This window comes from Streptomyces sp. NRRL F-6676 (assembly GCF_000725625.1).
Lineage (GTDB): Bacteria > Actinomycetota > Actinomycetes > Streptomycetales > Streptomycetaceae > Streptomyces.
In genome coordinates this window covers 271,885-296,459 of sequence record NZ_JOHS01000010.1, presented here as the reverse complement: position 1 = coordinate 296,459, position 24,575 = coordinate 271,885, and the positions used below count along the sequence as shown (strand labels likewise).

At 72.8% G+C, this 24,575-nt stretch carries 20 protein-coding genes; 5 read left to right on the top strand and 15 right to left on the bottom strand.

The window, feature by feature from the left end; genetic code table 11:
- Positions 1-13 precede the first annotated feature (13 nt).
- From IO29_RS10155 to IO29_RS10095, 13 genes are all read right to left on the bottom strand, one after another.
- Positions 14-1,435 (bottom strand): DUF6177 family protein, encoded by a 1,422-nt coding sequence (locus tag IO29_RS10155; RefSeq protein WP_030381739.1) that lies wholly within the window; start codon positions 1,433-1,435, stop codon positions 14-16.
- 89 nt (positions 1,436-1,524) lie between these two features.
- Entirely contained in the window at positions 1,525-5,511 is a 3,987-nt protein-coding gene (locus tag IO29_RS10150; RefSeq protein ID WP_030381740.1) for a type VII secretion protein EccC, read from the bottom strand.
- Between the two features lie 25 nt (positions 5,512-5,536).
- Positions 5,537-6,784: a MinD/ParA family ATP-binding protein gene (locus IO29_RS10145; protein ID WP_030993990.1), complete on the bottom strand. Its 1,248-nt coding sequence runs from the start codon at positions 6,782-6,784 to the stop codon at positions 5,537-5,539.
- Between the two features lie 89 nt (positions 6,785-6,873).
- On the bottom strand, positions 6,874-8,229 hold the full coding sequence (eccD, locus tag IO29_RS10140) for a type VII secretion integral membrane protein EccD (protein ID WP_030383064.1): 1,356 nt from the start codon (positions 8,227-8,229) through the stop codon (positions 6,874-6,876).
- Positions 8,230-8,351: 122 nt separating this feature from the next.
- Complete coding sequence (locus IO29_RS10135) at positions 8,352-8,693, bottom strand: hypothetical protein (RefSeq protein ID WP_030383065.1); 342 nt, start codon at positions 8,691-8,693, stop codon at positions 8,352-8,354.
- 24 nt (positions 8,694-8,717) lie between these two features.
- Positions 8,718-8,912 (bottom strand): hypothetical protein, encoded by a 195-nt coding sequence (locus IO29_RS10130; RefSeq protein WP_030383066.1) that lies wholly within the window; start codon positions 8,910-8,912, stop codon positions 8,718-8,720.
- Between the two features lie 62 nt (positions 8,913-8,974).
- Complete coding sequence (locus tag IO29_RS10125) at positions 8,975-9,370, bottom strand: hypothetical protein (RefSeq protein ID WP_030383067.1); 396 nt, start codon at positions 9,368-9,370, stop codon at positions 8,975-8,977.
- Positions 9,367-9,765: a hypothetical protein gene (locus IO29_RS10120; protein ID WP_030383068.1), complete on the bottom strand. Its 399-nt coding sequence runs from the start codon at positions 9,763-9,765 to the stop codon at positions 9,367-9,369. The genes IO29_RS10125 and IO29_RS10120 overlap by 4 nt, the downstream gene beginning before the upstream one ends.
- Positions 9,765-10,172, bottom strand: a complete 408-nt coding sequence (locus IO29_RS10115; RefSeq protein ID WP_030383069.1) for a hypothetical protein — start codon at positions 10,170-10,172, stop codon at positions 9,765-9,767. The genes IO29_RS10120 and IO29_RS10115 overlap by 1 nt, the downstream gene beginning before the upstream one ends.
- Before the next feature lie 22 nt (positions 10,173-10,194).
- Positions 10,195-12,615, bottom strand: coding sequence for an ADP-ribosyltransferase (locus IO29_RS10110; protein WP_033226805.1), 2,421 nt, complete (start codon positions 12,613-12,615; stop codon positions 10,195-10,197).
- Positions 12,616-12,742: 127 nt separating this feature from the next.
- Positions 12,743-13,918 (bottom strand): PP2C family protein-serine/threonine phosphatase, encoded by a 1,176-nt coding sequence (locus tag IO29_RS10105; RefSeq protein WP_030383071.1) that lies wholly within the window; start codon positions 13,916-13,918, stop codon positions 12,743-12,745.
- A gap of 233 nt (positions 13,919-14,151) precedes the next feature.
- Positions 14,152-14,973 carry an Fpg/Nei family DNA glycosylase gene (locus IO29_RS10100; RefSeq protein ID WP_030383072.1) on the bottom strand — a complete coding sequence of 274 codons (822 nt, stop codon included), beginning with the start codon at positions 14,971-14,973 and terminating at the stop codon, positions 14,152-14,154.
- Positions 14,974-15,234: 261 nt separating this feature from the next.
- Positions 15,235-15,720 carry a ribose-5-phosphate isomerase gene (locus IO29_RS10095; protein ID WP_030383073.1) on the bottom strand — a complete coding sequence of 162 codons (486 nt, stop codon included), beginning with the start codon at positions 15,718-15,720 and terminating at the stop codon, positions 15,235-15,237.
- Positions 15,721-16,076: 356 nt separating this feature from the next.
- Here IO29_RS10095 and IO29_RS10090 point away from each other — a divergent pair, with 356 nt between their 5' ends.
- Entirely contained in the window at positions 16,077-17,525 is a 1,449-nt protein-coding gene (locus tag IO29_RS10090; RefSeq protein WP_030383074.1) for an amino acid permease, read from the top strand.
- 85 nt (positions 17,526-17,610) lie between these two features.
- Here IO29_RS10090 and IO29_RS10085 read toward each other — a convergent pair whose 3' ends face one another.
- Entirely contained in the window at positions 17,611-18,186 is a 576-nt protein-coding gene (locus tag IO29_RS10085) for a biotin transporter BioY (RefSeq protein WP_030383075.1), read from the bottom strand.
- A gap of 380 nt (positions 18,187-18,566) precedes the next feature.
- Here IO29_RS10085 and IO29_RS10080 point away from each other — a divergent pair, with 380 nt between their 5' ends.
- Both IO29_RS10080 and IO29_RS10075 read left to right on the top strand, forming a co-directional pair.
- Entirely contained in the window at positions 18,567-19,208 is a 642-nt protein-coding gene (locus tag IO29_RS10080) for a superoxide dismutase (protein WP_030383076.1), read from the top strand.
- Between the two features lie 223 nt (positions 19,209-19,431).
- The gene (locus IO29_RS10075; protein ID WP_158709398.1) at positions 19,432-19,656 is read left to right on the top strand and encodes a hypothetical protein; all 225 of its coding nucleotides are present in this window, start codon (positions 19,432-19,434) and stop codon (positions 19,654-19,656) included.
- 33 nt (positions 19,657-19,689) lie between these two features.
- Here IO29_RS10075 and IO29_RS10070 read toward each other — a convergent pair whose 3' ends face one another.
- On the bottom strand, positions 19,690-20,433 hold the full coding sequence (locus IO29_RS10070) for a mycothiol-dependent nitroreductase Rv2466c family protein (RefSeq protein ID WP_106969935.1): 744 nt from the start codon (positions 20,431-20,433) through the stop codon (positions 19,690-19,692).
- A 237-nt stretch (positions 20,434-20,670) separates the two neighbouring features.
- Here IO29_RS10070 and pepN point away from each other — a divergent pair, with 237 nt between their 5' ends.
- Together pepN and IO29_RS10060 are read left to right on the top strand one after the other, a co-directional pair.
- Entirely contained in the window at positions 20,671-23,247 is a 2,577-nt protein-coding gene (pepN, locus tag IO29_RS10065) for an aminopeptidase N (RefSeq protein WP_030383079.1), read from the top strand.
- Positions 23,248-23,460: 213 nt separating this feature from the next.
- Positions 23,461-24,564 carry a hypothetical protein gene (locus tag IO29_RS10060; protein ID WP_030383080.1) on the top strand — a complete coding sequence of 368 codons (1,104 nt, stop codon included), beginning with the start codon at positions 23,461-23,463 and terminating at the stop codon, positions 24,562-24,564.
- Positions 24,565-24,575 lie beyond the last annotated feature (11 nt).

The window sequence follows — 24,575 nt, the reverse complement described above, 5'->3', positions numbered from 1 at the left end:
ACGGCCGCCTCCCCTACGCCCCCTTCAAGTGCCTCATCAGGCGTTCGAAGTCCTGCCAGGCCGAGAGGTCCGACGGGTCGCCCGGGAGGGGGTAGTAGAGGGACGGGCGGGTCCGCGGGCCCAGTTCCCTCGGCTTCTCGCGCAGGGGGGTGTTGCGGGCGCGGTCGCCCGGCATGGCGCGGACCTCTTCCGCGCCCAGGGCGAAGGCCAGGGGTACGCCGGGGCCCTCGAAGCGGGGCGGGACGGAGAGGTCGCGGCGGGCGCGGCGGATCTGCGCCAGCATGGATTGCAGGTCGTGCCGGGTAGCCAGTACCTCCGCCGCCTTCGGTACGGCGTCCACCGGGACCTCCTCCCCCGGTCCGTAGCCGAACGCCAGCGTGACGTCCTCCTCCACGCCGCCCGTCGTACGGCTGATCCGCACCGTGGCCAGGCCCGGCCGCTCGGGGGTGCCGACGACGACCAGCCAGGTCGGGGCGGGCGAGCGCTCGTACGCCACGTCGGTCAACTGGCGCAGGTTCCACGGCAGGTTGGCCGGTTCCTCGGTGCCCCAGCCGGCCGGGGACTCGCCGGTGACCGCCTGCCAGACGGCCTCCACCGCGCCGCCGAGCACGAGGCGGTCGTCGGCCGGGTGGATCGCCCGGAAGGAGAGCGCGAGTTGGCGTTCGCCCGTGTCGGCGGTGTCCGCCGCGAACGTGGCGGCGACCGGGGTGCGCGGGTCGCGCGGGGTGGCCTCCGGGGACTCGACGGTGACGAACAGGCCGTTCTTCCACTCCAGTACGGCGCCGGAGAGGCCGTCGTAGTAGCCGTCCTGCTCGTCCTGCACCACCCAGCGCGAGGGCCAGCCGGGGAGGCTGCCCCGGACGGCGGGCGAGAGCCGGGTGCCGGCCGGGGTGACGATCTGGAGGCCGAGTTCGGCGGCGGCCGCCGCGCGCAGGGCGTCGGAGAGCCAGGCCGTCATGGCGACCACGGGGCGGTCCTGGATGACGACGGCGACCTTGTCGGTGAGCACGTCGACGGCCGGCTGGGCGGCGGCCGGGGTGGGCACGGCGCTGACCCCGTCGGTCTTCACCACGGCGAGCGAGGTCGCCGCCTCGCGCGGCCACGCCGTGCCGCCGACCAGACTGGCCACGCGCGCCGCGAACGTGCCCGCGAGCTGTTCCGCCTCGCGCACGCCGGTGGTGGCGCGGGCCTCCGTCCACCAGTACGGGACCTCCGGCTCGGTGGCGTCGAGCAGCCGCTGGGCCTCGCCGCGGACCTGGACCAGGAGCGGGGCCTCGACGGAGACCAGCGGGCGGCCCTCCTCGTCGCAGAGCTGCACGACCGCGCCGTCGCCCTCCGCGCCGACCAGTTTGTCGGGGCCGCCGGAGAGCAGCCCGGCGAGCACGCTCAGCGGATCGGGCATCTTGCGGGTGAGGGCGATGACGTCCTTGGTCATGAGGTGGGCAGGCCCTTCGTCGCGTCGGCGGTGGGCACCCGGGCTGCGGGTGCCGTGCGGCTGTGTTGTCGTCCCGTCGTGGGCACCGGTCAGTCCGTACCGGTGTAGACCGTCTGGATGAGGCGGTTGGGCTGTCCGCGGCGGATCAGGGTGCCGCGGCCGGAGGGCTGCTGGGTGGCGTAGACCCCGGAGAAGAGCTGACCCTCGCCCCGGTCGCCGGTCATCACCAGCGCGCTGGCGCCGGATTCGCGCAGCCCCTGGAGCAGCGGCTCGTACAGTCCGCGCGAGGCGCCGGCGACGCGGCGGGTGAGCACGAAGTGCAGGCCGATGTCGACGGCGGAGGGGATGTACGGCAGGAACGGGGCGAGCGGTTGCTGCCCGGCGGTGGTGAGGACGTCGTAGTCGTCGACGAGGATGACGATGCGGGGGCCCGCGCCCCAGCTCCCGGGTTCCAGGTCCTCGGTGTCGGCGCTCTCGTCGGGCAGCCGCTTCTCCAGTTCGCCCGCGATGCCGGTGGCGAGGCCCCCGGCGAGCTTGGCGTTGTAGGCGTAGCCGCCCCGGTATTCCTCGGGGATCGCGCCGCGCAGTCCGCGCCGGGGGTCGAAGACGCCGAAGACGAGTTCCTCGTCGCTGTAGCGCTCGATGAGGCCCTGGGCGATCACCTTGAGCAGGTTGGTCTTGCCGCACTCGCTGTCGCCCATGACGATCAGGTGCTGGTCGCGGTCGAACAGGTCGAGCAGGACCGGGGCGAGCCGGTTCTGGTCCAGGCCGATCGGGACCCGGCGCGGTTCGGCGGCGGGGCCGGGCAGTTGCCGGGGTTCGAGGACGTGCGGGAGGACCCGGACGGGCTGGGCGACGTCGCCGGTCCAGGTGGCGCGGATGCCGCGGGCGGTGCGCTCCAGGACGGCGCCGAGGTCGCCGGTGTCGGCGAGGCCGTCCGTGCGGGGCAGCGCGACCTGGGCGAACAGCTTGCCGTCGGTGAGGACGCGGCCCTTCTCGCCGGGGGCGAGGGTCTCGGCGAGCTTGCGGTCGACGCTGGACTCGCTGGGGTCGTTCAGGCGCAGTTCGATGCGGGTGCCGAACTGGGACTGGGTGGCGATGCGGACGTCGTTCCAGCGGAGCATGCCGGCGACGACGTGGATGCCGTAGCCACCGCCGCGCTTGAGGATGTCGACGACGGCGTCGTCGAGCTGTTCGAAGTCGTCGCGCAGGGCGCCGAAGCCGTCGATGAGCAGGACGATCTCGGTGGAGGCGAGTTCGGGCAGCCGGCCCGCGGCGCGCAGGTCGCGCAGCTGTTCGAGGGAGTCGATGCTGTGGACGCGGAAGAGTTCCTCGCGCTGGTCGAGCATGGCGCGCACCGAGTCGATGGTGCGGGCGGCGCGCTCCCGGTCGGCGCGGCCGGCGACGCCGCCGACGTGCGGCAGCCCGGCCAGAGCCTGGAGGCCGCCGCCGACGAGGTCGAGGCCGTAGATGCCGACCTCCTGCGGGGTGTGGGTGAGCGCGAGGGACAGGGCGAGGGTGCGCAGCAGGGTGGTCTTGCCGGACTGGGGCCCGCCGATGACGGCGGCGTGGCCGCCGGCGACGGTGAGGTCGAAGTACCACTGGCCCTGCCACTGCTTGGTGGGGTCGTCCAGGAGGCCCATGGGCGCCTGGAGCGGGCCGCGCCGCTTCGCGAGCTGCATGCCGCGCGCGCCGACCTCGACGGGGCCGGCGACCTTGTCCAGGGCGATGGCGTCGGGCAGCGGGGGCAGCCAGATCTGGCGGACGGGGGCGCTGCCGGAGTCCTCGATCTGTCCGACGAGGACGCCCATCTCGGTGGGCCCGGTCTCCCGGCGCCGCATCTGCGGTTCCTCGGGTCCGCCGGCCTCGTCCCGGCCGAGCGTGTTGTACGCCTCGTAGGCGAGGGCGAGCAGCCCGGTGTCCTCCTCGGCCTCGCGCTGCACGGGCCCCCGGTAGGCGCCGGAGACATAGCTGGCCTTGAACCGCTCGTAGTGGCTGGTGTCGACCTTGAGGTAGCCGAAGCCGGGCAGCGGGGGCAGGTTGTGGAAGGCGTCGGTGGTGTCCAGGACCGTGCGCGACTCGTCGGCGGAGAAGGTGCGCAGGCCGAGCCGGTAGGACAGATAGGTGTCCAGGCCCTTGAGCTTGCCGCCCTCGATGCGCTGGCTGGAGAGCAGCAGGTGGACGCCGATGGAGCGGCCGATGCGGCCGATGGAGAGGAACAGGTCGATGAAGTCAGGCTTGGCGGTGAGGAGTTCGCCGAACTCGTCGATGACGACGAACAGGTGGGGCAGCGGGTCGAGGTCGGGGCGCTTCTCGGCGCGCAGGGCGGCGTAGTGGCCGATGTCGGCGACGTTCCCGGCGTCCTTGAGGACCTGCTGGCGGCGCTTGACCTCGCCGGCCAGGGAGGCGTGGACGCGCTCCACGAGGCCCGCCTGGTTCTCCAGGTTGGTGATGACGCCGGCCACGTGCGGGACTTCGGCGAAGGGGGCGAAGGTCGCGCCGCCCTTGTAGTCGACGAGGACGAGGGCGAGGTCCTCCGGCGGGTGGGTGGCGACCAGGGCGAGGACGAGCGTGCGCAGCAGTTCGGACTTGCCGGAGCCGGTGGCGCCGACGCACAGGCCGTGCGGGCCCATGCCGAGTTCGGAGGACTCCTTCAGGTCGAGCAGGACCGGTTCGCGGGAGTCGTTGACGCCGATCGGCACGCGCAGGAAGGCGCGTTCGCCGCGCGGCGCCCACAGCCGGTCCAGGTCGAGACGGGCGACGTCGTCGATGCCGAGCAGGTCGGCGAAGTCGACGGGTCCGGAGAGCGGGGCGTCGGCGCCCATGGAGTCGGCGGACAGCCGCATCGGGGCGAGCATCCGGGCGAGGCCCTCGGCGAAGGGGACGCCGACCTCGTCGACGGTGCCGTGCGCGCCGACCGGTTCGGCCTCGCGCAGGTCCTCGATGACGACGCGCTCGCCCTCGACGGTGATCCGCACGCCGACGTGGCCGGGCTCCTGGACCCGCCGGTCGAGCAGGTGCAGCACGGTGACGCCCATGTCGCGCAGGCCGACGGCGTCGTCCGGGCGGGGCAGGTCGACGGCGTCCTCGCCGTGTCCGTCGGCGACGACGAGCAGCCGGGAGGACAGGGCGAGCGCGTCCTTGCCGGACAGGCCGCGGCGGACCTCGGCGGCGTAGGAGGCGCGGCGGGCCAGCTCGGGGCGGATCTGCCGGGCGAGCTGGGGCAGCGAGGGGGCGATGCGGCGGGCGGCGACGGGGCCGTCGAACTGTTCGGAGTCCAGCAGGTGCGGGAGCCACTTGGCCCACTCCCACTCCTCCAGCCGGTCCCCGGGCACGGCGAGCGCCATGGCCACGTCGTCGGGTGCGTGGGTGGCGGCGGCCTGCACGAGCAGGGCGCGGGCCACCCGCAGGGTGTCCTCGCGGGCTCCGATGACGCTGATGTCGCCGACCCGGTCGAGCGGGACGGTGAGCGGGAGTTCGGTGCCGGTGCTGAAGCGGGCCATCAGCGCGGACGCCTCGTTGAGCATGAACTCGTCGGGCGGGGTGAGCACGGAGGAGCCCTGCTGGGCGACCTTGAGGTCCCGTACGGGCATCTCGCCGGTGCCGACGCGCACGCGCAGGAAGTCGGGGTCGGTCCGGCGGCGCTCCCAGAGCCGGGCGGGGTCGCGCACGATGTCGTAGAGGGCGTCCGGCGGCGGGTTGAGCACCTGGGCCCGCTCGCGCCGCTCCCGCTCCTCCGTGGACAGCTCCTCGCGCAGGTCCTCCAGGTAGGCGAGGTAGGCCTCGCGCTGGGTGCGGCGGGTGCGCTGGGCCTTGCCGCGCTGGGAGAAGACCAGGGCCATCGAGCCGGTGAGGGTGACGACGAGGATGATGGCGCCGAGGCCCGCGAACTGGCTGTTGCGGACGACGGTCATCATCACCACGGACGACATCACGCCGGCCACCGGCAGCAGCGAGGTCGCGATCGAACCCGCCTTGCCCTCGGGCAGGTTGGGCGGCGCCTCTATGGAGCGCGGGTCGGGCGCGGGGGCGGGTCGGGTGGTCCGGGCGGGACGGTGGATCAGTCGGGTGCTCATGTGCCGTGGCCTCCCCCTTCTTCGGTCAGCGGCGCTTCTGGGAGAGCTGGAAGATGTCGGCGGCCAGCTGCGTGACGGACTGCCGGGTGGCGTGCGCGAGGAGCTCGGTGCGGATGGTGCCGCCGGCCGCGAGGTGCCGGTCGTAGGGCAGGACGTGCACGCCGGCGCCGGTGGCGGTCAGCTTGGCGGTGGCCGCGTCGAGGTCGAGGCCGGTGTGCGGGACGGTCTCGGTGAGGGTGACGATCGTGCCGGCGATGACGTGCCGGGGCAGTCCGCGCAGCCACTCCAGGACGGCGTACGTACTGGCGACGCCTTCGAGGGTGGCGGGTGTGACGAGGATGCGCGCCTGGGCGGCGGACAGCGCCACGCGGGCCACCTCGGCGGGCAGGGTCTCGCAGTCGACGACCGTGACGCCGAAGTAGCGGCGCAGCGAGACCATGACCTTCTCGTAGGAGCGCAGGTCGAGCATGGCCCCGATCTGGCCCTGACTGCCGGGCAGCAGCCAGGCGTTGTCCGGGAGCTGGACGAGGTAGCCGGTGACGTCGAGCAGCGACATCTGCGGTTCGACGATGCCGGCGACGTCGCCCGTGGTCCAGCGCAGCGTCTGCGCGCCGAGCCGCAGCGGGAGCGAGCCGAGCGCGGGGTCGGCCTCGATGATCAGGGTGGGGTCGTGCCGGTAGTGCGCGTAGGTGGTGCCGAGCAGCGCGGCGATCGTGGTCTTGCCGGCGCCGCCGCGGATGGAGGTGACCGCGATCTGCCGTCCGGTGGTCACCGCCTGCTGGAGCACCTCGGCGGTGGCGGTGGTACGGGCCACCTCGCGGGCGGCGGAGGACGACACGGTACGGCGTACGGCGCGCAGGGCGCGGGCGGTGAGGGGCTCGCCGTGCCGGGGCTTGAGGCCGGCGGCGACGAGGTCCTTCTCCACGACGGGGCGGGAGTCGGGGGTGCGGGGGCGGGGCGGGGGCTGCTGGGACCGCTGTGCCGGGCGCGGGGGTTGGGGCCGCTGGGCCTGCGGGGACTGCTGGTGCGAGGGCGCCTGGGGGTGCTGCGGGGGGAGGTACGGCTGCGGGGGCTGGGCCTGCGGGGGCTGCGGCGCCGGTCCGGGCGCGCCGGGGACGGGCGCGCCGGGAGCGGGTGCGCCGGTGCCGTGCGGGGGCTGTGCGCCGGGCGTCGGCTGCGCGCCCGCGCCGGACTGCGCGCCGCCCCCGGCGGACGCGGCGCCGCCCTTCAGGTCGCGCAGCACGTCGCTCTGCCAGTTGTCGCCGTTCGGCATAACGCCCTTCTCCCCTGTACCTCTGCCTCTGTCCGTGCCTTTGGCCCGCGCGCCCCGCGTCCTGTCCCGGGCGTGCGCGCCGGTGCGCGTCAGAACTTGTCGAGCAGTTGCCCGTAGATGCCGAACACGCCCACGGCGAGCGGGAACAGCCCGATGACGCCGATGGACTCGATCAGGTCGGCCGTGCGGCGCAGCCGCACCCGTACGTGCTCCGGCGGCTGCACCGCGAGGACGAGCAGCGGCAGCACGGCGGCCGCGCACAGCACGGCGAGCGGTCCGGCGCCGCCCGCGTGGTCCGTCCACACCACGGTGAGCCGTACGACGAGCAGCGCGGCGGCGGCGAACAGTGCGACCACCTCCGCGACCAGCGGGAAGGCCCGGGCCCGCGACAGCAGGACCACGGCGGTGAGCGAGGCGAGCGCCACGCTCCACGGGGTCGGGCTGTCCGCGGTGGTCAGCAGCCAGCCGCCGGCCGCGGCGGAGGCGGCGGTGACGACGGTGGCGAGGGCGAGACCGCGGTGGGTGGCGGCGAGCGCGTTGGCCACCTGGTGGCGGCTGATGGAGACACCGCCGGAGCGCTTGTCGTCGAGCCCGGTGAGCCCGGAGGCCATCAGGGCGAACCGGGGCAGCAGGCCGAGCAGGATGACGGAGAAGACCGCCATCACCGCGCCGAGCCGGTCGGAGCGGTCCTGGAGCGCGGCGACGGCTTCCCAGACGGCTGCCATGACGGCGACGGCGCCCGCGCCGATGAGTCCGCCGCGGCCGAGCGGTGAGAAGAAGGCGAGCAGCAGGAGCACCAGCACCAGGGCCGCCGCGACGGCGGCGAGCCGTGCGGTCGCCGCCCAGTCGTGGGCGTCGGCGAAGGTCCAGGCGGCGAGCAGGCCGAGCCCGCCGGAGGTGAGCAGCAGCGCGGTGGCCAGGCCCTGGTTGCCCTCGCCGATCTTCGCGACGGCGGCGCCGGCGAGCAGGAAGACGACGGTGGCGCCGAGCAGGACGCCGGCCAGCGAGTCCAGCGCGAACTCGCGGCGCGCGAGGACGGCGGTGACGACCGCGAAGGCGACCGTCGCGGTGCCGGCGGTGGCCCGCCGGGCGGCGGGGCGCCAGCGCCAGCCGCGCAGGTCGAGGTCGTCGGCGACCTGGTCGGTGACGTCGTGCACGACGGGCGCGGGCGGTGCGGCGTGCGCGCGCACGAGTTGCAGTACGGCGCCGTCGGGGACGCCCTCGGAGGAGAGCGTGGCGTCGTGCGGCAGGACCGAGCCGTCGGACGTGATCAGCTGCCGGGTCATGGGCCGGGAGGCGGCCCGGTCGTCGAGCAACTGGAGGATGTCGGGCAGCAGTTGGCCGATCGGGGTGTCCGACGGCAGAACGATGTCGGCTCGCCGTCGCTCGCCGACCAGGGTGACCCGGCTGAGCTGGGCCCGGGACGTCGTTGCTGTGCTCACCACGTGCGGGAACCTATCATCGTGTCGTTTCGGCCACGGGGCGCCGATGGCGTGAACATGTCGCTAGCTGGTGACGTGCGCATGCCCATCATTCCCCCGTGTGTCCTTCCCGTCTCCCGTCCGGTTCACTGCTGTCCGCCCCCGTCCTTCCCGTCTTCGCCGTCCTTCGCCGCGCTCTTCGCGGGGCTCGGCGAGCCGCTCTGCCCGGACGGGTTGTAGAGCTGCTCCTGCTGCTGTTCCTGCTTCTTCTTCTCGGCCTTCTGCTTGTCCAGGGTCGCCTGGAGGAAGGACCAGCCGACGCACCCGGCGCACAGCACGGCGGCGATGGCGATGCCCGCGAAGACCTTGCCGAGCCGCTCGTCCACCGTGCGCCGGCCGCGCTGCGCGCCGAACAGCAGCGCGTCCCGCATCCGGCGCCGGCGCACCGCCACCGACTCCAGCAACTGGCTGTCGTAGTCCCGTGCCATCAGTCGTCGTCCCGTGTCGTCTCGTCAGTCACCCGCGGTGGGGCGGGGGTGTCGGTGCGGGGCGGTGAGCCGGTGGGCGGCGGGCTCGGGGAGGGCGGCGTGCCGGGTGGGGCCGGCGCAGGCCGTGGCCCCGGCCGTCCGGACGCCGGGTGGCGCGCCGGCGCGCAGCGCGTACCTCCCCGGCTCCGTGCGCCTGCGCCGGTCCCCCGCGTACGGCATGGCTCCCCCTCACTTTGCCCCCGCAACATAAGCCATGGGTCACCGGGCAGTACAGCCCGGGGTCAGTCCTGAGCGGCGAGCGCCTTGACGGCGTCGGCGTCGGGGGCATCGGTCAGGGACTCCGGCACAGCCCGCCCCTTCCTGCCCTCCGGCGCGGCCAGCATCTCCGCGAGCGCCTGCGACGGCGGAACGCCTCGCCCCTTGGCCTCGGTGAGCCGGGCGTGCCAGAAGCCGCCCTCGGACAAGGCGCGAGGCCCAGCAGCCTGCCGCGGTTCCCATGCGGCGGCGTCGTCCTCAACGGCGCCCCACACGTAACCGAGCACCGCCCCGCCCTGCTTGTCGACCACCGCGAAGTACCGCACCGGCTTGTCACTGTGCGTCCGGTACCGGGGCGGCCCGGGCGACACGAGGTTGAAATGCACGTCCTCGTCGAAGCGCGGGTTGACGGGGTGTTTCACCGCTGCCCCGCCAATGCCTTGACGGCCGCGGCGTGCGGCGCGTCCGCGAGGGAGCCCGGCAGGGGACGCCCCTTGCCGCCCGGTTCCGGGTCGGCGTACAGCTCGGCGAGCGCCTCGGACGGCCGCAGCGCCCGCTCCCTGGCCGCGCGCAGCCGGCGGACCCAGTGGCCCCCCGCGTTCACTCCGCGCGGCCCGGCGGCCCGCCTCGGCTCGTAGGCGGCGGCGTCGTCCTCGTCTCCCGCCCACACGTAGCCGAGGACCGCGCCGCCCTCCTTGTCCACGACCGTGAAGTACCGCACCGGCTCCTCGGTCCGGTATCGGTAGCGCGGCGGGCCACCCGGGCTCTCGACGAACCACACGTCGTCGTCGAAACGGGGGTTGACGGGGCGGTTCATTACCGATCGGCCAATGCCTTGACGGCAGCGGCGTTCGGAGCGTCACTGAGGGAGCCGGGGAGGATCTTGCCGATACCACCGGCTCCCGCGCCGCGAATGAGTTCGTTCAGCGCCTCCATGGGCCGGAGACCGCGCTCCTTGGCGTCGTGGAAGCAGGTGCTCCACAGAACCCCTTCGTTGTGAGCCGGAGGGCCACCGGCCTTCCTTGTCACCCAGCCCGCCGCGTCGTCGGCGTCACCGGCCCATGCATAGCCGATCACCGCGCCCTTGTCGTCGACGACCGTGAGGTACTGAACCGGCTTGTCGGTCGTTGATTTGTAGCGCGGCGGCCCGCCCGGCTTTTTCTCGAAGCGCAGGTCCTCGTCCAGACGCGGATTGACGCGTGGCTCCGGTCGTTCGCTGTTCATGGGAGGCGTGATCCTTTCTTCTTCAGGTCCTCGGCAGCAATTCCCCGTAGACCTGCCACTTGCCCGCCGAGTCCATGAAGGCGCGGGTCACCTTGTACTCACTGCCGCGCGCGAGGAGTAGTTCTCGCTCGGACACGTCGAATTCGCTGACTCTCTCGAGCCAGAGTGCCGGTGTTCCCTTCGGAACACGCAGGTGCAGAATCGCCGGTTTGGTTTTGAACGCACCCACCGGATGGTTGCCGAGCGAGGTCGACGTGTAACCCTTGTCCCCGTAAGTGTTGCCGATCATGTCACCAGGCGAATCGACGCCGAGGTGATCGAGCCCGCTGCCGCGGACCACCATGAGGTCCTCGGGCACAGGCCGGGTCGACAACACCCTGTCGACCTCGTTGATGGCGTTCAAAGTGTCCGGATGGGGTCCGTATCCTCCGGTCCCTCTGAGGTAACCGTTCATGTCGTGGTACGAGGGGAAACCCTCACCGGTGTAGTCCGTCAGGGCCTGCTTCGCGGACGGATCCAACTGGTCGACGTAGTCGTTCCAGTAGTCCCGGCCGTAAGCAATAGCCGCGACGTCGTCACGGAACGGGACCGTGCCGTCCGAGAGTTCGGCGGCGGCGACAGCGTGTTTCTCGTCATCGGTCAGCCGGTTGAAATCGGCCGGTGACATGGACGGCTTGTACTCGAACGGTTCTCCCGGCCCGCCGTGTCCCCCCGGCGCGTTCGGGTCCGCGTGGCCCGTCGGCCCCGGGCCGTCCGGGACGTGGTGGGTCGTGGCGTCCGCGACCGCGTGGGCCGGGGTCGCGTGGTCGCCCGTGTGCGCCGCGTCGTCCGGGTGGCCCGCCCCGTCGTGGTCGCCGCCGTGCGCCCCGTCGTGCGGGTGGTCGCCGCCGTGCGCGCCGTCGTGTGGGGCGCCCGGTGTCTCGTGGGCGGGGTGCGTGGTGGCGCCCGGTGTCTCGTGCGGCGGTGCGTGCGTCGTTGTGTGCTCGTACGACGTCGGACCCGGGCCGTGGCCGTGCGGTGTCGGACCCGGCCCGTGGCCGTGCGCCGACTGGTGCAGGGTGTCGGCCGTATGGGTCAGGGTGTCGCCGGGGCTGTGGGCCGCCGCGTAGACCGGGTGTTGGCCGCCGGGGAGCGTCCAGCTTGCCGGGAGGCCCGGGGCGGGCTCGTGGGGGATGGGGGTGGGGTCCACGACGCCCTCGGGGGTCGTGAGGTGGCCCTGGGGGTCCAGGATGCGGCCGTCGGGAAGGTGGACCGAGCCGTCGGGGAGAGGGAAAGAGCCGTCGGGGAGGTGGAAGGAGCCGTCGGGGAGGGTCGGGATGTCGATCTTGCCGACGCCCTTCAGCGCCTTGGTGACATCACCGATCTTCGACAGGCCGGCCCCCGCGCCCTTCATGACGTACGTCATCGGGTCGATGACCTTGCCCGCCTTGCCGGCCACCGACAGCGCCTTGGCGATCGCGCCCGCCTTGCCCGCGCCCGACGCCGCCGCACCCGCGCCGCCCGTGAAGACCGTCGTCACGACGTTGAACGTGACCGCGCCCGCCGCCCGCGCGGGGTTCTTGCCCCACTCGTCCCACGCCACCAGCGCCTTGCCCGTCTCCTTCACCGCCGTGCGGGAGTCGCGGATCCAGGCGGGCAGCTTGTCGTCGGGCAGGGCCCAGAACGCCGTGCCCACACCGGGGATCGAGGCGATCGCCAGCCCCGTGGCCAGTTGCGCCAGGCCCTTCCACGCCTGGCCCATCGCGTCCCAGCCGCCGAAGCCGACCAACGTGCCCAGGCCCTTGATCGTGCCCCAGACGCCGTCGACGATCAGCCCGTCCCACACGAAGGACTTGATCCAGTGGCCCACTTCCCAGACGTGGTGCTTCTCCTCCACCGGGTCGCCCCACGGCAGCTTCGCGTTCTTCATGTCGTCCGCGTTGAACCCGTACTGGTCCTTGCGGTCCGAACCGTCCCCTGCGACCATCTGCGTGCCGCCGAAGATCGCCGTGATCTTGTTGTGGCAGGTCCGCTCCGCCGCCCAGAACGCCGCGACCGTCGCCGTGATGTCGTCCCGGATGCCGTTGTGCTCGTCGACCTTGTCCTCGTCGTACTGCCAGTCGTCGTCGTCCTTCACGGAGTTGACGAAGGTCGTCGCCTTGGTCTTCAGCTCCGCCAGCTTCGAGGCCAGCGGGCGGATCTCCGTGGCATACGAGGACAGCGCGGACGACACCGTCTCCAGGTCCGTCGCGAAGTCGTCAGCGCGGTCCTTCACCGGCTTCGTCGTCGCGAAGAGCTGCTCCGCCTCCGGAGCCGTGTAGTACGCCGACAGCCCCTGAAACTGGGAGTGGACGCCGGCACCCGTCGAGCGGACGTGCGACGCGTCCGTCTTCAGATCCCCGTAGTCCTTCTCCAGCTGCGTCAGATCACCCGTGAACTGCGGAATCTGTGCTGGGTTGATCACCGCGACCTCGACCCCCGTCCCGGCCCGTTGCCTGGCGTGCTGTGCGTGCCGTGCGCGCAGTCATCTCTATCAACTCCGCGATTGCTGGTGCAATCCGGGTTGGTGAGGCAGCCGGTGGGAAGAACGGTCAGTGGGACGGGGCCGTCGGGCCCTCGCGGCAGATCAGCAGCAGTGCCCGGTCGTCGTTGACGTCCTTGGCGACGGCCTCGATCAGATGCCAGGCCGCCCCGCGGAAACCGCCCGCGACATAGCGGTCGGCCTCGCCGGTGAGGCGGTCCATGCCCTCGACGATGTCCCGTTCCGCCGTCTCCACCAGGCCGTCGGTGAACAGCATCAGCACGTCCCCGGGGCGCAGCGAGCCCTTCACGGAGTCGAACTGCGCCCCGTCGTACACACCGAGCAGCGGGCCCTCCGCGGACTTCTGCTCCCAGCGGCCGCTGCCCGCGCTGAGCTGGAGGCCCGGCGGATGCCCGGCGGAGTACAGCTCGTAGTCCCCGGAGTCGAGGTCGAGCACGAGGTGGATGGAGGTCGCGAACCCCTCCTCCCAGTCCTGGCGCAGGAGATAGCCGTTGGCGGCGGGCAGGAAGGCGTGCGGCGGCAGGGAGCCGAGGAGGCCGCCGAACGCGCCGGACAGCAGCAGCGCGCGCGAGCCGGCGTCCATGCCCTTGCCGGAGACGTCGGTGAGGACGACCTCCAGGGTGCGGCCCCCGTTGGTGCGGGCCGCGACCACGAAGTCACCGGAGAAGGACTGCCCGCCGGCCGGGCGCAGCGCCATCTCGCGGTGCCAGCCCATCGGCAGCTTCGGCAGCTTGCTCTGCACCCGGATGCGCTCGCGCAGGTCGAACAGCATGGTGCCGCCGCGCCGCCAGGGCACGCCGACCCGGCTGCGGAACTGCGCGATCAGCAGCCCGAAGAAGCCGCAGGCGGCGACCACGAGGACCACGCCGGGGGTGACCCGGGAGGGGCCCTGGGTGTACGGGCCGAGCTGGACGGACTCGACGATCAGCGCGGTGGCGGCGGCCGCGTACAGCGCGAGCAGGCTGGAGGGCCGCAGCAGCAGGCCGCCGGCGACGATCGGCAGGACGAGGACGGCCGGTGAGCACCAGACGGAGTTGGCCATCGTCGTCGCCGCGATGACGGGCACGGTGAGCATCAGACCGACGAGGGCGATCCAGTCGGAGCCGTCGCCGCGGAAGTAGTCCACGGCGGATCGGCGCAGCCCGACGCGGGCCCGGTGCCACTGTTTCCTCACCCGGGCCGGGAACGTCTCGGCTTCCGCTCGCCGCTCTCGTCCTGATGCCATTGCTCGGGACCCTATCCATCGGACCAGGTGCTTGGCACGGGAGGTACCACTTGTCCCCCGTGCGAGCGCTCAACTTCACAGGGTATGGGGGCCCGTACGGTGAGTGATACGGCCGCATGCGTACCGGATTGCCCCGATAGGCGGGGCGGGGACGGTCGATCATGTGCTGTACGCACGGGAGTTGGGGCGGCGTGCGCGGACCGGGCCGTGCCGACATCTCCGGCCGGACGGTTTTACCGGGCGGTCTGGCAGGTGGGGCACCAGAAGAGGTTGCGGCCCGCGAGGCCCGCGGTGCGGACGGGGGTGCCGCAGAGGTGGCAGGGCAGGTTGGCCCGGCGGTAGACGTACACCTCGCCGCCGTGGTCGTCGACGCGCGGCGGGCGGCCCATCGCCTCGGGGGTGTGGGCGGGGCGCACGGTGTCGATGCGGTTGAGGCGGACGCCCTCGTGCATCAGCTCGACGAGGTCGGCCCAGATCGCGTCCCACTCGGCGGGGGTGAGGTCGCGGCCGGGGCGGTAGGGGTCGATGCCGTGCCGGAAGAGGACCTCGGCGCGGTAGACGTTGCCGACGCCCGCGACGATCTTCTGGTCCATGAGCAGCGCGGCGATCGTGGTGCGGCTGCGGGAGATACGGCGGTACGCGGCGTCGGGGTCGGCGTCGGCGCGCAGCGGGTCGGGGCCGAGGCGTGCGTGTATCGCCTGCTTCTCGGGGTCGGTGATCAGGGCGCAGGTGGTGGGGCCGCGGAGGTCGACGTAGCCGGTGTCGTCGGCGAGGCGGAGGCGGACGGTGTCGGTGGGCGGGGGCGCGGGGGCGTCGCCGAAGGCGACCTTGCCGAAGAGGCCGAGGTGGATGTGGACCCAGCCGGTCGCGGCGAAGCCGAGGAAGAGGTGTTTGCCGTGGGCCTCGGTGGCGGTGAGCGCGGTGCGGTCGAGGAGGGCGGCGGCGTCGGCGAACTTGCCCTGCGGGCTGCTGACGCGGAGGGCTCCGCGGGCGGCTCCGCCGGTGAAGCGGGCGTAGTCCTGCGCCAGGCGGTGAATGGTGTGCCCTTCCGGCACGGGGCGCCTCCGGCGGGTGCGGGGTGTTCTGCGAACAGCTCGGGGGGTTGCGGTTCGTGGGCGAGGTGCGGGTGGGTCGTGGTTGATCGCGCAGTTCCCCGCGCCCCTTAAAAGGCAGGGGACGCCCCCCGGCTTTTTTAGGGGCGCGGGGAACTGCGCAACGGGGCGAAGCCCCGTACGGGGTCCAAGGGGCGGAGCCCCTTGAAGGGATGGGAAGGGTAAGGGCGGCGGGGGCGAGAAACTCCCCCGGCACCCCCTCCGTCAGGCCTGCGGGTGGTGCGGGGGGATCGGGGGGAGCTCCCCCGTCGTCTCGTAGCCCGACAGCATCTCGATGCGTCGGACGTGCCGCGCGTCGCCGGAGAACGGCGTCGCGAGGAACACCTCGACGAACTTCACCGCCTCCTCGCGCGTGTGCATCCGCGCCCCCACCGCCACCACGTTCGCGTCATTGTGCTCCCGCCCCAACGACGCCGTCTCCTCGCTCCACGCCAGCGCCGCCCGTACGCCCTTCACCTTGTTCGCCGCGATCTGCTCCCCGTTGCCTGAGCCGCCGATCACCACGCCGAGCGAGCCGGGGTCGCCCGCCGTGCGCTCCGCCGCGCGGAGGCAGAACGGCGGGTAGTCGTCCTGGGCGTCGTAGATGTGCGGCCCGCAGTCCACGGGCTCGTGCCCCGCCGCCTTGAGCCATTCGACGAGGTGGTTCTTGAGTTCGTAACCGGCGTGATCGGAGCCGAGGTAGACGCGCATGGTTCCGAGTGTGGCACGGCCCCTCCCGCCCCGGCCTGCCGGGTGCCGCGCACCCAAACTGTGAGACGCGCCACGGAACCCCAGGTAAGACGCATGTAAAATATCCGAAACTTAGGTTCCGCATGGCATCACCCTGGGATTCACTGGTCCGGCCCGTGCGCCGCTCGCACGGGCGGGCGACCCGTCCCACCCCTCGCACGTGTTCCGCCCGTGCGGCGTTCGTGCACCCCTCGTGAAACACCGGATGATCCGCGCGCCAGGAGGGAAGACGACAGCCCTGTTCCTCGGCCCCAGCCCCACTCCACGGCCCCGATCCCCCACCCCGGCCCTCGGCCCCGGCGCAAAGGAAGACGCGCATGACCTCGCAGCCGACCCTGGCGACCCCCGGAAGCGGCCCCGAACCCGGGAAACCCGACGCCGGACCCGGCACCGGGCTCCAGGCGGGACTCAAGAACCGCCACCTCACGATGATCGCCATCGGCGGCGTCATCGGCGCCGGCCTCTTCGTCGGCTCCGGCTCCGGCATCGCCGCGACCGGCCCCGGCATCCTGCTGTCGTACGGGCTCGTCGGCCTGCTCGTGGTGCTGGTGATGCGGATGCTCGGCGAGATGTCCGCCGCCAACCCGACCTCGGGCTCGTTCTCGGCCCACGCCGACCGGGCTCTCGGCCGCTGGGCCGGGTTCTCCATCGGCTGGCTGTACTGGTTCTTCTGGGTGGTCGTCCTGGCGGTCGAGGCGACCGCGGGGGCGACGATCCTGGCGGGCTGGATGCCCGCGGTGCCGCAGTGGGGCTGGGCCCTGATCGTCATGGTGATCCTCACCGCGACCAACCTGGCCTCGGTCGGCTCCTACGGCGAGTTCGAGTTCTGGTTCGCCGGGATCAAGGTCGTCGCGATCACGGTGTTCATCATCGTCGGCGGGCTGGCCGTCTTCGGGGTGCTGCCCGGGGTCGAGAGCGACCGTGCGGGGCTCGGCAACCTCACCGATCACGGCGGCTTCCTGCCGCACGGGCCCGGCGCGATCCTCACCGGGGTGCTGCTGGTCGTCTTCTCCTTCATGGGCAGCGAGATCCCGACGCTCGCCGCCGGTGAGTCCGAGGACCCGCAGCGGGCGGTGACCAAGGCGACCAACAGCATCATCTGGCGGATCGCCGTGTTCTATCTGGGCTCGATCTTCGTCGTCGTCTGTCTGCTGCCGTGGAACGACAAGGCGATCACCGACGACGGCAGTTACGTCGCCGCGCTCGACTCGCTCGGCATCGCGCACGCCGGGCAGCTGATGAACGTCGTCGTGCTGACCTCGGTGCTGTCCTGCCTCAACTCCGGCCTGTACACCGCCTCCCGCATGGCGTTCTCGCTGGGGCAGCGGGGCGACGCGCCGAAGGCGTTCGCGCGGACCACGCGCCGGGGCGTGCCGCTGACGGCGATCGTCGCCTCGGTTGTCTTCGGGTTCGTCGCGGTGTTCTTCAACTACGAGTTCCCGGACTCGGTCTTCCTCTTCCTCGTCAACTCCTCCGGCGCGGTCGCGCTGTTCGTGTGGCTGGTGATCTGCTTCTCGCAGTTGCGGATGCGGCGGATCATCCAGCGCGAGGCGCCGGAGCGGCTGGTCGTACGGATGTGGCTGTACCCGTATCTGACCTGGGCGACGGCCGCGCTGATCGTCTTCGTCCTCGGCTACATGCTGACCGACACCGAGCACGATGGGCGCGAGACGGTGCTGCTGTCGCTGCTCGTGGCGGCGGCGGTGCTGGTCGTGGCGGTGGTGAAGGAGCGGCTGGGCGCGCGGCGCCGGGCGGGGGTGCGCTGAGGGCATCGCCGAGGACATAAGGGAGGGGCGGGCGCCGGATGCGGCTCCCGCCCCTCTCCCGTGCCGGCCCGCGCCGGCCCGCGCCTCAGCGCTTGGCGAGCCGCCAGGCCGCCGGGAGCGCGCCCATCGCCAGGGCGGCCTTGAGCGCGTCGCCGATCAGGAACGGGGTCAGGCCGGCCGCGAGCGCGGCGGAGGCGGACATGCCGGTCGCGAGGGCCAGGTAGGGCACGCCGACGGCGTAGATGATCGCCTCGCCCACCAGCATCGTGCCGGCGGTGCGCAGCGCCGAGCGGTCGCCGCCGCGGCGGGCCAGGGCGCCGACGGCGAGGGCGGCGAGCAGCATGCCGAGGACGTAGCCGAAGGAGGGCGCGCCCGCGCCGGAGACCCCGCCCGCGAACCACGGCACGCCGACGGTGCCGGCCAGCGCGTACAGCGCGAGGGAGAGGAAGCCGCGGCCGGCGCCGAGCGAGGTGCCGACCAGGAGCGCGGCGAAGGTCTGGCCGGTCACCGGCACCGGGGAGCCGGGGACGGGCACGGAGAGCTGGGCGGCGAGCCCGGTGAGCACGGCGCCGCCGGCCACGAGGGCGGCGTCCCGGACGCGGGTGGAGGGGAGCAGGTCGGCGAGTACCTGGCCAGGGCGTGTGAGAGCGGCGGTGCTCATGGGGGACTCCGCGGGTGAGGTGAGGACGGTTCGGGACACCGTGACGCTATCCGGTGGATGCCCGGTCCTACACCGTCACCGTCCGACAAAGCGGGGAACGGGGCGTTGATGGGGTCCGTACAAAGGCGGTGCCTCACACCTCCCGCGGCGTGACGCTGCTCACCCTGGACGACGGCGTCGCGGGCGCGCCGGGCGTACGCGGGCGGACTGTAGGGACCCGCCAACGAGGCCGGCGCCGCCAACGGGAACGGCCCCCGCCCGGCCGCGTCCGGCCGCCGGACCCGCCGCGCCCCCTTCGCCTCGCTGACGCACGACGCTTCTTGTTGTTAGCGTGCAGTTGCAAGTAATGTGCAATAAAGGCCGGAGGGGATCGATCCGCCATGCCCGTCTACACGCTGCCGGAACTGCCGTACGACTACGCGGCCCTCGCACCCGTGATCAGCCCCGAGATCATCGAACTGCACCACGACAAGCACCACGCGGGCTATGTGAAGGGGGCCAACGACACGCTGGAGCAGTTGGCCGAGGCGCGGGAGAAGGACCAGTGGGGGTCGGTCAACGGCCTGGAGAAGAACCTGGCCTTTCACCTCTCCGGCCACATCCTGCACTCGATCTACTGGCAGAACATGACCGGCGACGGCGGCGGGGAGCCGCTGGCCGCGGACGGCGTGGGCGAGCTGGCGGACGCGATCGCCGAGTCGTTCGGGACGTTCGCGTCGTTCAGGGCGCAGCTGTCGAAGGCGGCGGCCACGACGCAGGGCTCCGGCTGGGGCGTCCTCGCGTACGAGCCGCTGAGCGGGCGGCTGATCGTCGAGCAGGTCTACGACCACCAGGGAAACGTGGGCCAGGGCGCCACGCCGCTCCTGGTCTTCGACGCCTGGGAGCACGCGTTCTATTTGCAGTACCGCAACCAGAAGGTCGACTTCGTCGAGGCGATGTGGCGGGTGGTGAACTGGCAGGACGTCGCCCGGCGTCACGCGGCGGCGAAGTCGCGCACGGATGTTCTGCTGCCGGCGCCCTGACGGCACACTGAAGCGGCCTGCTCGTGATCGTCTTCTCACCGCTCACCGGGCAGGCGCGGAGAGGAAACCCCCCGGGAGGACGTGACTCCCGGGGGGTTTCCGGCTGCCGATGCCGGATCGCACCCCCGGCGGGACCGGTTCCGGGCTCCTGACGCGGCGCCCTCCGACCGTACGCTTCCGGACAGGCGGCGCGTCGACGCCGCCCGGAGCCAGGAGAGACGCCATGGCATGGAAGCACTGTCCGACGTGTCCCGGGGACGACATGAAGTGGTTCAGGGAACTCGAGGAGAACGAGCACGGCCCCGCCGCGACAGCCGTGCTCGCGCTCTTCCCCGAGGAGGCCCCGTTCCGCCCCTCCGCCTACTACCGCTGCACACACGGCAGCTGCCGGCGCGTGCAGCGCAAGGACCGGTGGAAGACCGGGGCGACCCTGCCGGAGGGGCTCTGAGGTGCCCCGCGGCCCCGCGGGGCCGCCGTCCCGTCACAGATTGCTGAAGTCCGGGCCCTTCGTCCGCGTGCGCTTGATCTCGTAGAAGCCGGGGACCGAGGCGACCGCGAGGGTGCCGTCCCAGAGACGCGCGGCCTCCTCGCCCTTGGGCGCGGGGGTGACCACGGGGCCGAAGAAGGCGATCTCCTCGCCGTCCGGGCCGGGGACCGCGATCACCGGGGTGCCCACCTCCTGGCCGACCTTGTCGATGCCCTCCTTGTGCGAGGCGCGCAGCTGCGCCTCGAACTCGAAGTCCTCCTGGTCGGCGTAGTCGATCAGCCCGGCCGGCAGCCCGGCGTCGGAGAGCGCGCCGGCGATCGCCTCGCGGGTGGTGCCCTCGCCGCGGTTGTGGATGCGGGTGCCGAGTGCGGTGTAGAGCGGGCCGAGCACCTCGGCGCCGTGCTTCTGCCAGGCCGCGGTGACGACCCGCACCGGCAGCCAGGCGCGGGTGGTCATCGTCTCGCGGTAGCCGGCGTCCAGCGTGTCGAGCTTGTTCTCGTTGAGCACCGCGAGGCTCATGACGTGCCAGCGGACCTCGATGTCGCGGATCTTCTCGACCTCCAGGACCCAGCGGGAGGTCATCCACGCCCAAGGGCACAGCGGATCGAACCAGAAGTCGACCGGGACCTTCCCGGAGGAATCACCGGTCCCGGCGGCCGCACCGGCCGCCGTGGTCACTCTCGCCTCGGCGGCCCGACTCGTGTCAGCGGTCGCGTGCGTCTCGTGCGTCTCGGACATGCGTCTCCTCGGGAGCGGTCGTACGGCCGGATGCCGTACACGGGGTGCCGAGCGGACCGCGGGGGGCGGTCCGGTGGGGAGTCGGCGGTCTGCTTTGGCGCAACATGGCGGGAGGTGCCGGACATTCCCCTGTGCCCGATGTCAGGGGCACATGGCAGGATCGGTCCTGTACGTGTGTGTCCGGCATCCGAGACGGAGCGCCGGACCCTTTTCCGACATACCGAGGGAGTGCCGCCCGTGCCCGGTGAGAACCTGTCCCGCGACGAGGCCCGGGAGCGGGCCGCACTGCTGTCCGTCGACGGGTACGACGTGTCGCTCGACCTGCGCTCGGCGGTGGGCGACGCCCCGGCCGACGGGCCGCGCACATTCCGTTCGGTCACCACGATCCGCTTCCGCTGCGCCGAGCCGGGCGCCGCGAGCTTCGCGGACCTCGTCGCCCCGAGCGTCACCGCGCTCTCGCTCAACGGCCGCGACCTGGACCCCGGCGAGGTCTTCGACGGCGCCCGGATCCGCCTGGAGGACCTGGCCGCGGAGAACGAACTGGTGGTGGACGCGCAGTGCGCCTACTCCCGCACGGGCGAGGGCATGCACCGCTTCGTCGACCCGGAGGACGGCGAGGTCTACCTCTACACGCAGTACGAACCGGCCGACTCCCGCCGTGTCTTCACCAACTTCGAACAGCCCGACCTGAAGGCCCCGTTCCGGTTCGAGGTGCGGGCCCCGGAGGGCTGGACGGTGTGGAGCAACGGCGTCGGCGAGCAGCGCGACGGCGTGTGGCGCTTCGCCGAGACGAAGCCGGTCTCGACGTACATCACGTGCGTCGTCGCGGGCCCGTACCACTACGTGACGGACCACTACGAGCGGACGTTCGAGGACGGCACACGGCTGGAGATCCCGCTCGGCGCGCTGTGCCGCAAGGGGCTCGCCAAGCACTTCGACGCGGACGACGTCTTCCTGATCACCAAGCAGGGCCTGGACTTCTTCCACGACCGCTTCGACCACCCGTACCCGTTCGGCAAGTACGACCAGGCGTTCGTGCCCGAGTACAACCTGGGGGCGATGGAGAACCCGGGGCTCGTGACCTTCCGCGAGGAGTACATCTTCCGCGGGAAGGTGACCCGGGCGTCGTACGAGGCCCGCGCCAACACGATCCTGCACGAGATGGCGCACATGTGGTTCGGCGACCTCGTCACCATGGAGTGGTGGGACGACCTGTGGCTGAAGGAGTCCTTCGCCGACTTCATGGGCGCGTTCGCCAACGTCGGCGCGACCCGGTTCAAGGACGCCTGGATCACCTTCGCCAACCGCCGCAAGGCCTGGGCGTACCGCGCCGACCAACTCCCCTCCACGCACCCCATCACGGCGGACATCCGCGACCTGGAGGACGCCAAGCTCAACTTCGACGGGATCACGTACGCCAAGGGCGCCTCCGTGCTCAAGCAGCTCGTCGCCTACGTGGGCCAGGACGCCTTCCTTGAGGGCGCCCGGCGCTACTTCAAGCGGCACGCGTACGGCAACACCCGCCTCGGTGACCTGCTGGCGGTCCTGGAGGAGACCAGCGGACGGGACATGGCCGCGTGGTCGCGCGCCTGGCTGGAGACGGCAGGCGTCAACTCCCTGACCCCGCAGGTGCTGCTGAGCACCGACGGCCGGGTGGAGGAGCTGGCCGTCGTCCAGGAGGCGGCGGAGTCGCACCCCACCGTCCGCCCGCACCGGGTGGCGGTGGGCCTCTACCGCAGCGAGGACGGGGCGCTCGTGCGGTACGCGCGCGCCGAGGCGGACGTCGCCGGGCCGCGTACGGTCGTCGCCGAACTGGCGGGCGAACAGGCGCCGGACCTGGTGTTGGTCAACGACGACGACCTGACGTACTGCAAGATCCGCTTCGACGAGACCTCGCTGGCCACGCTGCGCGGCCGGCTCGGCGACCTCACCGATCCGCTGGCGCGGGCGCTGTGCTGGTCGGCGCTGTGGAACCTGACGCGGGACGCGCTGCTGCCCGCGCGGGACTTCGTCGACCTGGTGCTGCGGTTCGCGGGCCGGGAGTCCGACATCGGCGTGCTCCAGATGCTGCACGCGTGGGCCGAGTCCGCGCTGACGCACTACGCCGCCCCCGAGTGGCGCGGGACGGGCGCCCGGCTGCTGTCCGAGGGCGCGCTGCGCGAGCTGCGGGCCGCCGAGCCGGGCAGCCAGCACCAGCTGACCTGGGCCCGGTTCTTCGCTGCGGTGGCCGCCGGGGAGGCGGACCTCGCCGTGCTGCGCGGACTGCTGGAGGACACCGAGAAGATCGACGGCCTGGAGGTGGACCAGGAGCTGCGCTGGACGTTCCTGGAGCCGCTGACCGCGCACGGCGCCGTGGACGAGGCGGCGCTCGCGGCGGAACTCGCCCGGGACGACACCGCGTCCGGCAAGCGGCACGAGGTGCGCTGCCTGGCCGCGCGGCCCTCGGCGGAGGTCAAGGCGCGGGCGTGGGAGCAGGTGGTCGAGTCCGACGCGCTGTCCAACGCGCTGGTGGAGGCGACGATCGCGGGGTTCGCGCAGCCCTCCCAGCGGGAGCTGCTCGCGCCGTACACGGAGAAGTACTTCGCGGTGATCGAGCGGGTGTGGGCCGAGCGGTCCATCCAGATCGGCATGGACGTGGTGCGGGGTCTGTACCCGTCGCTCCAGGCGTCGCAGGCCACGCTGGCGGCGACGGACGCATGGCTGACGGCCCACGAGGACGCGGCCCCGGCGCTGCGCCGCCTGGTCCTGGAGGCCCGGGACGACCTGGCGCGCGGGCTGCGCGGCCAGGAGTGCGACGCGGCCGCCGCCGGCTGACGCCGGACGGAGGGTGAGGTCCCGGCGTCAACTTCCCGTTCCCCACGGGGTGTTACGCAACTCTGACGTCGGGGCCGTAACCCGGGGTGGCGCCCGGCCGGACCAGCCCCTTCGGCACTCGAACAGTTGTCCTTTAGTGCCGCCTTGTCCTGGTTCGTCGACGGGCGCGTAACAGCGGTTATCGGGCGGCCCGGGGCCGGGAAACTCCCCCGCATGACGCACAACACCCCCCTCTCCCCCCGCCCGCTCCAGCACCTCTCCGACGCCCGCCCCCGCGTGCTGACCACCGCGCAGTTGCGCGCCCACGGCGTCGGCGCCGCCGAGGCCGACGAGCGGTGCCGGCCCGGCGGCCCCTGGCAGCAACTACTGCCGGGGGTCGTGCTGCTGCACCCCGGCCCGCCCACCTCGGAGGAGCGGCTGCACGCGGTACTGCTCTACGCCGACCGCACGCGGAGCGGCTCGGGCACGGCCGTCCCCGGCATCCCGCCGCAGCCGGGCGCCGCCCAGGCCCACGAGTCCGGCCCCGCCCCGCGCCCGGTGCCCGCCGTCGGGGCGATGGTCACCGGGCTCGCCGCGCTCACCCTGCACGGCTTCACCGCCTCCCCGCCGCTGCCGTCCCTGGACCGCGTCGACGTCCTCGTCCCCCGCACCCGGCGGCTGCGCGGCGTCGGCTGCGTCCGTATCGTGCGCACCTCCGTGCTGCCCGCCCCCGAGCGGGTCACCGGCGTGCCCGTCGCCCCGGTGCCCCGCGCCCTGGCCGACGCGGTGGCGCAGCTGTCGGACGCCACCACCGTGCGCCGGCTGCTGACCGAGGCGGTCCGCGGCGGCCACTGCGAACCGGCCGCCGTGGTACGGGAATTGGCGCAGGCACGGCTGCTGAACCGGCCGCACGTGGTGGACGCCGTGGAGGCGCTGCTCGCCGAGGGCCGCACCCTCGCGGAGGAGCGGCTGTACCGGATGGTCGAGGAGTACGGGCTGCCCGACCCGGTGTGGAACGTCGACCTGCGGCTGCCGGGCGGCCCGCACCTGGGCGGCGTGGACGCCTACTGGCCGCAGGCGGCGGTCGCCGTCGAGCTGGACACCCGGGCCCCGCGCCACGGCGGCCCGCAGGGCGCGGGGCGCCCGGACGACGACGCCCTGTGGGCGGAGCACGCGCGCAAGCGCGAGCACCTGGAGCGGCTGGGCGTCACCGTCGTCCACGTCACCCCGAAGAAGCTGCGGGACGCGACGGAGCAGCAGGCGACGGTGGTCCGCACGGCGCTGATGGCCGCGGCGGACCGCAAGCCGCCGGCGTACATCGTGGTCCTGCCCAGGTGAGCGCGGTTGTC